Origin of the sequence: Novosphingobium sp. ERW19 (assembly GCF_012641315.1) — a bacterium.
Lineage (GTDB): Bacteria > Pseudomonadota > Alphaproteobacteria > Sphingomonadales > Sphingomonadaceae > Novosphingobium.
Window position 1 is genome coordinate 429,129 of sequence record NZ_JABAIC010000001.1, and the last position, 12,684, is coordinate 441,812.

Consider the following 12,684-nt stretch of genomic DNA (forward strand, 5'->3'; position numbering starts at 1 on the left):
AACGAACCATATAGGTTATACGCCCCGCCCACAGGTCAGGAGAGGGCACAAGGCCAACCCGCTCCTCTCCCTTCGGACGCCGATGCTCAGAGCAATTTGGGGCAAAGGCTTCCGGCGCGATCGGTGCGGCAGGTGCGCGTGGGTTCAACGAGGGGCGTAAAGCCCAAGACCCACCGGGCAAACCTTCGTCGTTACCCAAGGACAGACAGGACAACCCAGGGCTGATAGCACGGCGCCGAACCCTGAGCGACGCTGCGGATGCGGAACCCGCCTGACTTGCGTGACAATGTCGGCGCAAACGACAGGTTCTTTTCACGCAGCCGCTTGCCAGAAGCCAAGGCAGCCCGCGAGCCGCTGCCAACGCTTCGTCCCGTCACCCATGTCCGCCCTCAGGCTGAGCCGACAAGGGGTTCGGAACCGCCCCCCGGCCACTCGCAACCGGTCCCGCGCCCTCCCTTTGCGTGCCACAACGGCACCGCACCGGTCGCGCGATCTGTGCTTTCCCCCCGGCGTTACCGTCCGCATTCGCCAGCGGATGTTCTCCCACATCGCGTATCCGCGATGCCCACCCCCAGCCCCTCCCGCTTGCGGGAGGGGGGGACTTCTGCCCTCCCGCAGGCGGGAGGGCCGCGAGACTTGCTGAACGCAGTGAAGCTAGTCGCAGCGGGGTGGGCAAGCGGCGCTAAGGCAGCGCTCAAAAACTCCAGGTCAGCCGCACGATCCCCACCACCGCATCGGGCACATTGCGGTCGCCTCCCGGCTGGTGCACCCACTGCACGTCCGGCTGCAGCGCCAGCCACGGCACGATCTGGTCGGAATAGGTCAGTTCCACCACCGTCTCGTTGCCGGGGTTGCCACCTTCGGCGCGCATGGCTTCGCGGAAGTGGTTGCTCGTCCAGGCGTGGTGCGTCCCAAGCGAGACCTGGCTATCCGGGCGCGAGGCCAGCGCCGGCGCCATCAACAGCCCCGCCTGAAAACCGCCATGAAACGGCGTCGTATGCGGATCGGACAGGCCTGCGCGCAGGAACGCCGTCACTTGCCGCGCCCCGCCTTCAGGCAGAAGATCGCCCTCGACCACCGCATAGGCCCCTTGCGAAGGCTTGCGCAGTGGCGAGCCATCCGGCGCGGTTTCGTACCAGTTCTCGGGATTGCGGGAGTAGCGCCATACGCCAAGGTTGCCGCGCAGCCGCCCCTCGGACCTCCCGACCTCACCGATCAGCAGCACACCATCGCGAAAGCTGAAATCCACCCCACCCCGGTCCCCAAGCGTGCTCGCCCGCGCATTGATCACGCCCAGCCGCACGAACGCCTCGCCAACCGGCACATAGAGCCGCGCCGCCAGCGCGCTCGAGGGAAAGATCGAGGGACCGTTCGGCCCCGTCGCCGCCAGTTCCGAACCGATTCCGAAGGGCGGAGCGATCAGGAGGCCGGCGGAATCGTTGGCGTAGAACTCGCTGTTCACATCATAGAGACCCATCCGCAGCGACGCTCCGCCACCGCCGATGTCCCGCTCCACCCATGCCTCGAACAGGCGCAGACCGGCATAGGGCACTTCGATATTGTCCACGCCCTGCAGCGTCGCCACGGCATCGTTGGGCCGCCCCCCGCGATTGTCGAGGACGTGGACGTGGGCGCGGGTCCCGTCCAGTCCGATCAGCCGCGCAAGGTCGAGATCGGCGGTGAGATTCACGTTGGTCAGCGCCCGCACCTTGCGGTCGCCGTTTCCCGAAACGAGCTGCGCCAGATCGACAATCGCCTCACCCGCCAGATCGACCGGAGGCGGCGGCGCATCCTGAGCCTGCGCACCAGGCGCGCCGAGCGCCAGCCCCAAGGCCACGCCGCAAGAGAGCATCCGCCCGATCATGCCGCCAGTGCCCTCGTCGCCCCAACCGCAGCGGCATGGCTGCCGTGCCCGATCTCGAAGCGCGACAATTGCTGCACGACTTCCTCGATAGAGGCGATCACCATGTGGCTGGCATCGCTGACCTGTTCGGCCACAGCGCTGTTGCTCTGGGTGATCTGCTCGATCTGCTTTGACGTGGCATCGATCGAGCGCAGCGAAAGGTCCTGCTCGCTCGCGCCCGCCTCGACCACTTCCATCACCCGGTTGATCTCGTCCATCTGCCCCGTGATGGCGCGCAGGCTCGATCCGGCATCGCGCACCAGCGTCACGCCATTGCCGATCTCGCCCGAGGCATTGGTGATCAGGTCCCTGATCTCACGCGCGGCATCCGCGCTGCGCTGCGCCAGCGCGCGCACCTCGTTCGCCACCACGGCAAAGCCCTTGCCGGCATCCCCGGCGCGCGCCGCCTCGACACCGGCGTTGAGCGCGAGCAGGTTGGTCTGGAAGGTGATCCCGTCGATCACGCTGACGATCGAGCCGATCTCCTGCGCCGCGCTCTCGATGCGGTCCATCGCCGCTTCGGCGTGCTGGATCACCTCGCCACCGCGATTGATCTCCTGCCCGACCTGATCGACGGCCGTGCGCGCGGTCGAGACCGCCTCGGTCGATCCTTGCACCCGCCGCGAGAGGCTGGCGATCGCAGCGGCGGTTTCCTCCAGGCTCGCCGCCTGGTTGGCGTTGCGGTTCGACAGGTCTCCGGCCGCCCCGCCGATATCGCGCGCCACGCCGTGCAGCCGCTCGGTCGACGCTTGCATCTTGGCCAGCGCCGAACCCAGTTCGCCAAGCGCCCCGTTGAAATCGCGCCGCAGCTTTTCGAACGGCCCTGAAAGCGGAACGTCGATGCGATAGGCAAGATTGCCCGCAGCAAGCTCGCTGAGGCCGGTACCGATCGAGGCGACAATGGCTTCGGCCTGCCGTGCCGTATCGGCCCGTGCCTCGCTCAGGTTGTCGCGCAGTTCCACCACAGCACGCGCCAGGTCGCCGATCTCGTCTGGCCGGTCTTCGCCCGCCATCGTCACGTCGAGCCGCCCCGCGGCCATCGCCTGTACCCGCTCCGAGATGGCGATGATCGCGGTCACCAGATCCCGCCGCGCATAACGGGCGACCCAGGCGAGGGCAAGCAACAGCAGCAGCAGGCTCGCGAGCGAGATAAGCCGCGCCTGCTGCGCAACCGCATCGGCCGCGCTGACTGTCTGCGCAGCATGAGCTTCAACCGCATCCGAAATCTTGGCCATCTCGCCTTCGAGCTGGCTGAACCGCTGCTGGAAGCGCTGCAACTCGGCGTCGTCGGGGACCGCGCCCTGCTCTGCCGCCGCCGCGATCGACCGTCCGATCGCGACGTAGTCCCGGAACGCCGGGTCCGCCGCCTTGCGCGCAGCGAGCACTTGCGGCGCATCGGTTGCCCGCGCCGTTGGCGCCATCCGGTTCTCGAACTCGCCCAGTCGCGCCTTGAGCTCACGCGCGGCCTCTGCGCCGTCAATCGCTGCGGTCTGACGGGCCGCGACGATGCTGACGACCTCGCCCCGGATCGCATCGTGGCCCATGTCGGCCTCCATGTGATCGCGCAACAGGCCGGTTGCGGCGTTGAGTTCGGCCACCGCCAGTTCCTGCCGCCACATCCCGCCCATGCTGAGCGCGGTCGAAGCCAGCGCCCCGGCGCCGAGGATCAAGCAGCCTATCGTGACCTTGCGCTTTATCGATTGCCCAGAAACCACCTGACGCTCCGTATCTCAGAGCACCGCAAGCATTGCGCTGGTGCTTCAACAGGTTCGGCAGTGTGCAGCGGAACAGCAAACATAGGCCAAGCAGGGCCTTAGGTAATTCCACGGGGGGCAATTACCAACATTCAACCAAGGCGCTAGTCATCAAGTTAACTATCGCGCGCAGCACAATTACCGGCGTCTCCCAGGAGTTCGGGCGCTGCACTTGCAACTATTGCCCCCTTCCTGCAAAGCTTGCCCATGCCGCTCCAGATCGACACGAGTGCCATGGCCGCGATCATCGCTGCGGCGCAGGAGGCCGCTCCGGCCGAAGCCTGCGGCATCCTGCTCGGCAGCGGCTCGCACATCGAGCAGGCGGTTCGGACGACAAACGTTGCACAGGATCCGCTCCGCCACTTCGAGATCGATCCCGCCGCGCTGATCGCCGCGCACAAGGCGGCGCGGGCCGGCGGGCCGGAAGTGCTCGGCTATTTCCACTCGCATCCCAATGGCCTTGCCCGCCCGTCCACCACCGACGCATCCAGCGCCGCGCACGATGGCAAGATCTGGGCGATTGCCGCGCCGCTCAGCGACGGCCAACGGGACAAGCCGTGGGCAATTACGTGTTGGCACGATGGCCCCAACGGGTTCGAAGCGCTTTCCTATGCGATCATCGCTGGCTAAGGCTGTAAGCCATCAACCCGTTTGCTCGCACAGAGTCCCTTGCGCAGACCACTGATCCAAAAAGGCCTTCCATCAGAACATGACAGCACCTGCTTCCGCGCTCGATCTCGCCAGCCTGCTCTGCTCGCGCCTTTGCCATGACATGCTCAGCCCGGTGGGCGCGCTTTCCAACGGTCTCGAACTCCTTGTCGAGGAGAAGGACCCCGAAATGCGCCAGCGCTGCTTCGAACTGCTTGAACAGAGCGCGAAGGCATCGGCCGACAAGCTCAAGTTCTTCCGCCTTGCCTTCGGTGCGGCAGGCGGCTTCGGCGACTCCGTGCCGGTGAACGAGGCGCGCGCCCTGATCGACGCGCTGGCCGGCAGCAACGGCCGCGTCGCTGTGAACTGGATGTTCGGCGTCGACGCCCTCGCCAAGCCGGCGGTGAAGACCCTGCTCAACCTGGCCCTGATCGGGCTCGACGCGCTGGTCCGCGGCGGCACGCTGGATATCGGCGCCGAGGTGAACGGCGGCGCGATCGAGATCGTCGTGCGCGCCGCCGGACAGCGCGTTGCGTTCGATCCGGCTGTCGGCCAGGCGCTCGAAGGCACCCTGCCGATGAGCGAACTGTCCAGCAAGACGGCGCCCGCCGCGATGGTCCAGCAGCTTGCCGCCTCGGTCGGCGGCGGCGTGCAGGTCCACGTCACGGCGGAAAGCCTGGTCATGGGCGCAGTGCTCCCGGCTGCCTGATCGATGATGCGCCGCTGGCTCGTCCATCGCGAGGTGCCATCGCCGAACTGGAACGAGCGCAAGCTGCCGGTCAACATGGTGGTGCTGCACTATACCGGCATGGAGACTGCGCAGGCGGCGCTCGACCGGCTCTGCGATCCGGCAGCGGAAGTCTCGGCGCATTACCTGATCGACGAGGACGGCACCGTCACCGGACTCGTCGACGAAGACAAGCGCGCGTGGCATGCCGGACGCTCGTCGTGGCGCGGCATCACCGATGTCAATTCGGCGAGCGTCGGGATCGAACTGGTCAATCCCGGCCATGAATTCGGCTACCGCCCCTTCCCCGATGCCCAGATCGAGGCGCTGCTGCCGCTGCTGGCCGACATCGTCAAGCGACACAACGTGCCCCGCGCCAACGTGGTCGGCCACTCCGACGTTGCCCCTGCCCGCAAGGAAGACCCCGGCGAGCTTTTCCCGTGGGAGCTGCTTGCCCGCCACCGCCTCTGCCTGCCCACCCCCAAGCTCTCGATGCGCCTGCTCTACGACAACGAGGCGGCGTTCTTCCTCGCGCTCGAGCGCTTCGGCTATGACATTTCCGATCAGGCAGCCGCCGTGCGCGCCTTCCAGCGGCGCTGGCGCCCACAGCGGATCGATGGCCAGGTCGATGGCCAGATCGGCGCATTGCTCTTCGAACTCCTGTTGGAACGCGACATGGGCTTGGCCAGATAGGGGGGCCATGCTAGGTGACCGCTCGCCAGGGGGCCGGGCAGCCGCGTGATCGCAAGATCCCGAGGAAAGTCCGGGCTCCACGAAACAAGGGTGGCGGGTAACGCCCGCCGGGCCTGACGCCGCAAGGTGGAGGGTCAAGGGAAAGTGCCACAGAGAGCAGACCGCTAGTCCGCAAGGACGAGTAAGGGTGAAAGGGTGCGGCAAGAGCGCACCGCGCGACCGGCAACGGAAGCGGCACGGCAAACCCCACCCGGAGCAAGATCGAATAGGGACTGCGCGCCCAGCAATGGGCAGGCCGGTTTCGGGCCAGCAGTCCGGGTTGATTGCTTGAGCGTTCCGGCAACGGTCCGCCTAGAGGAATGGCTGCCAGCGGCGATACGGTCCTGTATAGGATACCGTCGGCGCTACAGAACCCGGCTTACAGGCCCCCTGGCGCTTCGATGGTTTCCTACAGGCGTGTAAGTTGTTAGGACGCATCCCATGTCCGGCGGCCACCATCATCACCACATCCAACATGATCATGGGCACGCCCTTGATCATCATCACGGTCACAGCCACGCCCCTGCCAGCTTCGGCCGGGCCTTTGCTGTCGGCATCACGCTGAACCTGGGCTTTGTCGTGGTCGAGGCGGTCTATGGCGTCATCGCCGGATCGATGGCGCTGGTGGCAGATGCCGGGCACAACCTGTCCGACGTGCTCGGCCTCGTCATCGCCTGGACGGCCAGCGTGCTCGCGGCACGGCCGCCCTCGGCCCGCTTCACCTATGGCTTCAAATCCAGCTCGATTCTTGCCGCCCTTGGCAACGCCGCGTTCCTGCTGGTGGCGCTGGGCGCCATTCTGGTCGAGACGATCCGCCGGCTGATAGAGCCGGAGCCGGTCGCGGGTGGCCCGGTCATGGCGGTGGCTGCCATCGGCATCGTCATCAACACCGCCACGGCGCTGATGTTCATGCGCGGGCGCAAGCACGATATCAACATCCGCGGCGCCTACCTGCACATGGCCGCAGACGCTGCGGTTTCAGCCGGCGTCGTCGTTGCCGGCCTGCTGATCACGCTGACCGGGGCGCAATGGATCGATCCGGTCACCAGCCTGCTCATTGTCGGCATCATCGCGGTCGGGACATGGGGGTTGCTCAAGGATTCGCTGCGCATGAGCCTGCACGCCGTTCCGCCGGGGATCGACGAGCGCAAGGTGCGGCACTTCCTCAACTCGCTGAGCGGGGTCGAAGCGGTGCACGACCTGCATATCTGGCCAATGAGCACGACCGAGACCGCGCTTACCGCCCATCTCGTGATGCCGGGCGGGCATCCGGGTGACAGCTTCCTCCACAAGCTCGCGCATGAGCTGGACCACGACTTCGGCATTGGCCACGCCACCGTCCAGGTCGAGACAATTGACGGCCACGAATGCGCCCTGTTGCACGATAATGTAGTGTAAACAGCCCCATGGGGCATCCCGTGATGTCCCAAGAGACATGTCGCGAGATAAGGCGCCGAGCGCCATACCGGGTGCCGGAGACGTTCCGACCGGGGCAGACATACCCCTCCGCCTCGGTTCCTCCCTTGATCCCCGGCTACTCGTTCCCTTCGGCCGGGGGCACCAATTCTTCAGGCGCGCTGCCCCACGCAGCGCGCCTATTTTTTCGAAACAACCCTTCATAATCAATCACATGCACCATGGGCCATGTGGAATCGCGCGGTGCAGCCACCACCTCTGGTCGCGGAGGGGCGGGCCGGCAGCCTCGTATCTTGCGCCGGACAAAGCCACGTTTCGACCAAGGAGTTACCGATGAGCTCGAAGTTCCTGATTGCGGCCCTCGCCGCCACCGCCGCCACCGCTGCGCCGGTATTCGTCACGCCCGCCTTCGCCAACCACCATGAAGAGACCAAGATGGTCGGCGGCGCAGCGATGTATCCCTCGAAGACCATCGTCGAAAACGCGGTGAACTCGGCCGATCACACCACCCTGGTCGCCGCCGTGAAGGCCGCTGGTCTGGTTGACACGCTCAATGGCACCGGTCCGTTCACCGTCTTCGCTCCCACCAACGCTGCCTTCGCCAAGCTGCCTGCGGGCACTGTCGACACCCTGCTCAAGCCCGAGAACAAGGCCACGCTGGCAAAGGTCCTCACCTACCACGTCGTGCCGGGCAAGGTGACCGCCGCGCAGCTCGTCGCCAAGATCAAGGCAGATGGCGGCAAGACCGAACTCACCACCGTCGCCGGCGGCAAGCTCACCGCCTCGCTGATGGGCGACACGGTCATGCTCACCGATGAAAAGGGCGGCATGGCCCACGTGACCCAGGCCGACGTGATGCAGAAGAACGGCGTGATCCATGTGACCGACGCGGTCTCGCTGCCGAACTGATCTTGCTTGCCCCTTCCAAACAGGGGGGGCAGTGGCCAACAAAAAGGGCGGGTGCCTCTCGGTACCCGCCCTCTTTCATGTTCAGTCGAAGCCAGAAATCAGGCCGCTTCTTCCTTGCCCTTGTGGACGCGGATCGGTTCCTTGCGGCCTTCGACGACGTCCTTGTCGACCACGACCTCGTTGATGTCGGTCTCGGTCGGCACGTCGAACATGGTGTCGAGCAGCAGGCCTTCGACGATCGAGCGCAGCCCGCGCGCGCCGGTCTTGCGTTCGATGGCCTTCTTGGCGATCGCCTCGAGAGCGTCGTCGGTGAAGGTCAGCGTCACGTCTTCCAGCTCGAACAGCTTGGCGTACTGCTTGATCAGCGCGTTCTTCGGTTCCTTGAGGATCTTGACCAGCGCCTCGATGTCGAGGTCGTTCAAGGTCGCGATCACCGGCAGGCGGCCGACGAATTCAGGGATCAGGCCGAACTTGAGGAGATCCTCCGGCTCGGACTTCTGGAGCAGTTCGCCAACGCGGCGCTTTTCCGGATCGGCAACGTGCGCACCGAAACCGATCGAGCGCTTCTGCAGCCGGTCGGCGATGATCTTGTCCAGACCTGCGAAGGCGCCGCCACAGATGAACAGGATGTTCGTGGTGTCGACCTGCAGGAACTCCTGCTGCGGATGCTTGCGCCCGCCCTGCGGCGGAACGGAGGCGGTTGTGCCTTCCATCAGCTTGAGCAGGGCCTGCTGCACGCCTTCGCCCGAAACGTCGCGCGTGATCGAGGGGTTCTCGGCCTTGCGGCTGATCTTGTCGATCTCGTCGATGTAGACGATGCCGTGCTGCGCCTTCTCGACGTTGTAGTCGGACGCCTGCAGCAGCTTGAGGATGATGTTCTCGACGTCCTCACCCACGTAACCGGCTTCGGTCAGCGTGGTGGCATCGGCCATGGTGAAGGGCACGTCGAAGGTCTTGGCGAGCGTCTGGGCCAGCAGCGTCTTGCCCGAACCGGTCGGCCCGACGAGCAGGATGTTCGACTTCGACAGTTCGACATCGCCGCCCTTACCGCTGTGCTTGAGGCGCTTGTAGTGGTTGTGAACGGCCACCGAGAGCACGCGCTTGGCGCGGTCCTGCCCGATCACGTAGTCGTTCAGAGTCTCGAAGATGTCGCGCGGGGTGGGTACGCCGCCATCCTTCTTGCCGGCGATGCCAGCCTTTGTCTCTTCACGGATGATGTCGTTGCACAGCTCGACGCATTCATCGCAGATGAACACGGTCGGCCCGGCAATCAGCTTGCGCACCTCATGCTGAGATTTGCCGCAGAAGCTGCAGTAGAGGGTGCTCTTGGTATCCGATCCGGAAAGCTTGGTCATTCGTCCATCCCAGGCGCCTCTCCACGAGAGGCGGGCCCGATCATCCTACTACCGCAAGGGCATTAATCAACCGGACTCGATTACAGTAACGTGATCCTAGGGGGCAAAGCCTTTCGCTGGGCTTAAGGCCTTGCCCCTCAGGGTTTTTCCTTATGCGGGCGCGCCGCCCGAACCTTCCTCGCCACCAACCGAATCGGTCGTCGGACGCGATTCGAACACCTTGTCGACGAGGCCGAAGTTCTTGGCTTCCTCGGCTTCGAGGAAGGTGTCGCGGTCCATCGCCTTCTCGATCTCGTCGAGCGAGCGGCCGGTGAACTTGACGTAAAGGTCGTTCATGCGCTTGCGGATGCGCAGGATCTCGCGGGCCTGGATCTCGATGTCCGAGGCCATGCCGCGTGCGCCGCCCGAAGGCTGGTGGACCATGATGCGGGCGTTGGGAAGCGCGATGCGCATGCCCGGCTCACCGGCGGCGAGCAGGAACGAGCCCATCGACGCAGCCTGGCCGATGCATACGGTCGACACGCGGGGGCGGATGTACTGCATGGTATCGTAGATCGCGAGACCCGCCGTCACCACGCCGCCCGGCGAGTTGATGTACATCGAGATATCCTTTGAGGGATTTTCCGACTCGAGGAACAGGAGCTGGGCGATGATCACCGAGGCCATGTGGTCCTCGACTTCGCCGGTCACGAAAATGATGCGTTCGCGCAGGAGGCGCGAATAGATGTCGAAGCTGCGTTCGCCGCGGCTCGATTGTTCGACCACGACCGGGATCAGCGCGCCGGTGACGGGATCGGTGGTGAATTTGCCTTGCGCACTCGATGCGCCGAACAGGTCGAGCATGGAAATCCTCATATGGTTAGGCTTCGCTATGTCGCGTGCCACGGCGCGATGTTCAAGGGCATTAACCCCGAATCCGGGGAATTCCCTGCCCGATGGTGTCACTTCCACCAAGGCGCTTGCATCTGCGAGATCGCTTGCGCAGCTTCAGCGGCAAAGTTCGGACGAGGACACCCCGATGAAATTGCAGCTTCTTGGCATCGCTCTCGCAGTGACCGCACTTACGCCTTCGCCCGGCGCGGCACAAAGCGCGGCAGATTACCTCGCGCGGATCGCGGCAGTTGATGACTCCGGACCGAGGCTCAACGCGGTGCTGGCGATCAATCCCGATGCCGCGAAGGACGAAGCCGCCGCCACGGCGATCAAGGGGCCGCTTTCGGGCAAGGTTGTGCTGATCAAGGACAACATCGAGATGGCAGGCCCCCTTCCCACCACGGCGGGCAGCCTCGCCCTGAAACACAGCGTCACCGGCCGCGATGCGCCGCTGGTGGCGCGATTGCGCAAGGCAGGCGTGGTGATCCTGGGCAAGACCAACCTGTCAGAATGGGCCAACATCCGCTCGTCCTCCTCGTCAAGCGGCTGGAGCGCGATCGGCGGGCAGACGAAGAACCCGCATGCGATCGACCGGACGCCCTGCGGATCGTCCTCGGGCAGCGGCTCGGCCATAGCGGCTGGCCTTGCATGGGCGGCCATAGGCACCGAGACTGATGGCTCGATCACATGCCCGGCGTCGGTCAACGGCATCGTCGGGTTCAAGCCCACCGTCGGCATGGTCAGCCGCACCCACGTCGTCCCGATCAGCCACAGCCAGGACACGGCAGGACCGATGACCCGCAGCGTTGCCGATGCCGCGCTGCTGATGAATGCTCTTGCCGGGAGCGACCCCGCCGATGCTGCCACCATGGAGGCGGACAAGCGCAAGACGGACTTCACCAGCGGACTTGCCAGTGCCAGCCTCAAAGGCGTCCGCATCGGCGTGCTGCGCAAGCAGGCGGGCAATCACCCCGCGCTGCTCGCCCTGTTCGGCAAGGCCCTGGCTGACATGAAGGCTGCGGGTGCAGAACTCGTCGAGATCGAATACGAGCCTGCGCCGGAGATGGGCCGCGACGAGTTCACCGTGCTGCTCTACGAACTGCGCGAGGACATGGGCGCCTACCTGCGCTCGCTGCCCGGCAGGCAGGGGCCAAAGTCGCTGGCCGACCTGATCGCCTTCAACAAGGCCCACCCTGAGGAACTGCGCTGGTTCGGACAGGACGTGTTCGAACAGGCCGAGGCGACCACAGACAAGGCTGCCTACGAGGCCGCGCGCGCCAATTCGCTCAGGCTGGCTGGCGCTGAAGGCATCGACAGGCTGCTGCGCGAGAACAAGGTGACCTTCCTTGTCGCGCCGACCGAAGGCCCGGCCTGGCCGATCGATCTCGTGCTCGGCGATCACTTCGTTGGCGTGGGCGCGGGCAATCTCGCGGCCATTGCCGGATATCCGCACCTGTCCGTACCAATGGGCGCGGTAGAGGGGCTGCCCATCGGCCTTTCGATCATGGGCGCGAAGTGGGACGACAAGCGCGTGCTCGAAGCGGGCGCGGCCTATGAACGCGCCCGGACCACGGCACTACCGGTGCCCTCGTTCAAGCGCTGGGGGGAGTGATACTCTAGCCGCCACGGGACCGGCGGAAGCCTGCAGCCTGGGCCTCTGCCTCGGTGCAGAAGAGCCGCTCGGGGCGCGTGCCGTCATAATAGTTCATGCCGGGCAGGTAGTAGATGTATTCGCCGTTACGCTGGCTGACGTTGCCCTTGATGGCGCAGCCGAAGGCGTTGCGATAGACTTGGGCCCCGCTGGGCCAGGCTGATCGGGGTGCCCCTTGCGCCTTCGGCCTGACGCTGGCGGCGATACGGGCCTGGGGATGGGCCTTCCTCCAGTCTGATGGCGAATCGAAAGTGCCACCCCAGATGCCGGCCTTCGTGGTCTTCACGCCCTGTTCCAATTCAAGATACGGCGCGTCGCCGGGGCTGTTTTCGATGGCAACGGCAAACCCGGCGGCGACCATGGCTTCGGACAGGTCCCGTTCGGAGATCATGCACTCGCCAATCGCAAAGCCCTGTGCGTTCTGGCCGCGGACCCTGCATTTCACCTCGCCCTCCTGCAGCAGCAAGCCGAGATGACGCTTCGCCTCTGCGCCGCAGTCCCAGTTCGTTTCGCCGCGCGCGCATTTCTGGCCGAGTTCGGGGGCATCGATTGCGAACAGGCGGATGCGCTGGCCGGTCATGTTGATCGTGTCGCCATCCAATGCCGTGGCATTGCCGCTGATGATCTGCGCGGCAGCGGGGAGTGGGATCGTGGCAAGCAGCAGGGCAAGGAAGGCACGCACGGGGAATCTCCTGAACGGGGCAGGCCATCCCTTT

11 protein-coding genes and 1 other RNA gene are annotated in these 12,684 nt (G+C 65.4%); 7 read left to right on the forward strand and 5 right to left on the reverse strand.

All coding sequences use genetic code 11. The annotated features are described in order from the left end of the window. Positions 1–694: 694 nt before the first annotated feature. On the reverse strand, positions 695–1,864 hold the full coding sequence (locus HGI46_RS02200; RefSeq protein ID WP_168902910.1) for a carbohydrate porin: 1,170 nt from the start codon (positions 1,862–1,864) through the stop codon (positions 695–697). Continuing rightward, complete coding sequence (locus tag HGI46_RS22020) at positions 1,861–3,618, reverse strand: HAMP domain-containing methyl-accepting chemotaxis protein (RefSeq protein WP_206065475.1); 1,758 nt, start codon at positions 3,616–3,618, stop codon at positions 1,861–1,863. The genes HGI46_RS02200 and HGI46_RS22020 overlap by 4 nt, the downstream gene beginning before the upstream one ends. A gap of 246 nt (positions 3,619–3,864) precedes the next feature. On the opposite strand from HGI46_RS22020, the gene HGI46_RS02210 reads away from it, so the two are divergent. The 6 genes from HGI46_RS02210 to HGI46_RS02235 all read left to right on the forward strand — a co-directional run bounded on the left by HGI46_RS02210 (position 3,865) and on the right by HGI46_RS02235 (position 8,089). Further along, positions 3,865–4,287 (forward strand): M67 family metallopeptidase, encoded by a 423-nt coding sequence (locus HGI46_RS02210; protein ID WP_168902912.1) that lies wholly within the window; start codon positions 3,865–3,867, stop codon positions 4,285–4,287. 79 nt (positions 4,288–4,366) lie between these two features. Further along, on the forward strand, positions 4,367–5,014 hold the full coding sequence (locus HGI46_RS02215; RefSeq protein WP_118072351.1) for a histidine phosphotransferase family protein: 648 nt from the start codon (positions 4,367–4,369) through the stop codon (positions 5,012–5,014). Positions 5,015–5,020: 6 nt separating this feature from the next. After that, entirely contained in the window at positions 5,021–5,725 is a 705-nt protein-coding gene (locus HGI46_RS02220; RefSeq protein WP_118074527.1) for an N-acetylmuramoyl-L-alanine amidase, read from the forward strand. A gap of 25 nt (positions 5,726–5,750) precedes the next feature. Beyond that, positions 5,751–6,162: RNase P RNA component class A (gene rnpB, locus HGI46_RS02225), an RNA gene on the forward strand. A 43-nt stretch (positions 6,163–6,205) separates the two neighbouring features. Beyond that, complete coding sequence (locus HGI46_RS02230; protein WP_168902913.1) at positions 6,206–7,162, forward strand: cation diffusion facilitator family transporter; 957 nt, start codon at positions 6,206–6,208, stop codon at positions 7,160–7,162. Between the two features lie 351 nt (positions 7,163–7,513). Further along, positions 7,514–8,089 carry a fasciclin domain-containing protein gene (locus HGI46_RS02235; protein WP_168902914.1) on the forward strand — a complete coding sequence of 192 codons (576 nt, stop codon included), beginning with the start codon at positions 7,514–7,516 and terminating at the stop codon, positions 8,087–8,089. 98 nt (positions 8,090–8,187) lie between these two features. Here the strand turns inward: HGI46_RS02235 and clpX are convergent, their stop codons facing one another. Continuing rightward, positions 8,188–9,444: an ATP-dependent Clp protease ATP-binding subunit ClpX gene (gene clpX, locus HGI46_RS02240; RefSeq protein WP_039336115.1), complete on the reverse strand. Its 1,257-nt coding sequence runs from the start codon at positions 9,442–9,444 to the stop codon at positions 8,188–8,190. A gap of 150 nt (positions 9,445–9,594) precedes the next feature. Further along, a complete protein-coding gene (gene clpP, locus HGI46_RS02245; protein ID WP_168902915.1) occupies positions 9,595–10,287 on the reverse strand; it encodes an ATP-dependent Clp endopeptidase proteolytic subunit ClpP in 693 nt (230 codons plus the stop codon). Between the two features lie 28 nt (positions 10,288–10,315). On the opposite strand from clpP, the gene HGI46_RS02250 reads away from it, so the two are divergent. Then, positions 10,316–11,929 carry an amidase gene (locus HGI46_RS02250; protein WP_277346240.1) on the forward strand — a complete coding sequence of 538 codons (1,614 nt, stop codon included), beginning with the start codon at positions 10,316–10,318 and terminating at the stop codon, positions 11,927–11,929. Positions 11,930–11,933: 4 nt separating this feature from the next. Here HGI46_RS02250 and HGI46_RS02255 read toward each other — a convergent pair whose 3' ends face one another. Continuing rightward, positions 11,934–12,650 (reverse strand): thermonuclease family protein, encoded by a 717-nt coding sequence (locus HGI46_RS02255; RefSeq protein WP_168902916.1) that lies wholly within the window; start codon positions 12,648–12,650, stop codon positions 11,934–11,936. Positions 12,651–12,684 lie beyond the last annotated feature (34 nt).

What these genes read in the sequence shown, in the direction of transcription:
- HGI46_RS02200 (WP_168902910.1), bottom strand. Translation starts at nt 1,864, where the DNA reads ATGATCGGGCGGATGCTCTCTTGCGGCGTGGCCTTGGGGCTGGCGCTC.
- HGI46_RS02210 (WP_168902912.1), top strand. Translation starts at nt 3,865, where the DNA reads ATGCCGCTCCAGATCGACACGAGTGCCATGGCCGCGATCATCGCTGCG.
- HGI46_RS02250 (WP_277346240.1), top strand. Translation starts at nt 10,316, where the DNA reads ATGTCGCGTGCCACGGCGCGATGTTCAAGGGCATTAACCCCGAATCCG.
- clpP (WP_168902915.1), bottom strand. Translation starts at nt 10,287, where the DNA reads ATGCTCGACCTGTTCGGCGCATCGAGTGCGCAAGGCAAATTCACCACC.
- HGI46_RS02220 (WP_118074527.1), top strand. Translation starts at nt 5,021, where the DNA reads ATGCGCCGCTGGCTCGTCCATCGCGAGGTGCCATCGCCGAACTGGAAC.
- HGI46_RS02215 (WP_118072351.1), top strand. Translation starts at nt 4,367, where the DNA reads ATGACAGCACCTGCTTCCGCGCTCGATCTCGCCAGCCTGCTCTGCTCG.
- HGI46_RS02235 (WP_168902914.1), top strand. Translation starts at nt 7,514, where the DNA reads ATGAGCTCGAAGTTCCTGATTGCGGCCCTCGCCGCCACCGCCGCCACC.
- HGI46_RS02230 (WP_168902913.1), top strand. Translation starts at nt 6,206, where the DNA reads ATGTCCGGCGGCCACCATCATCACCACATCCAACATGATCATGGGCAC.
- clpX (WP_039336115.1), bottom strand. Translation starts at nt 9,444, where the DNA reads ATGACCAAGCTTTCCGGATCGGATACCAAGAGCACCCTCTACTGCAGC.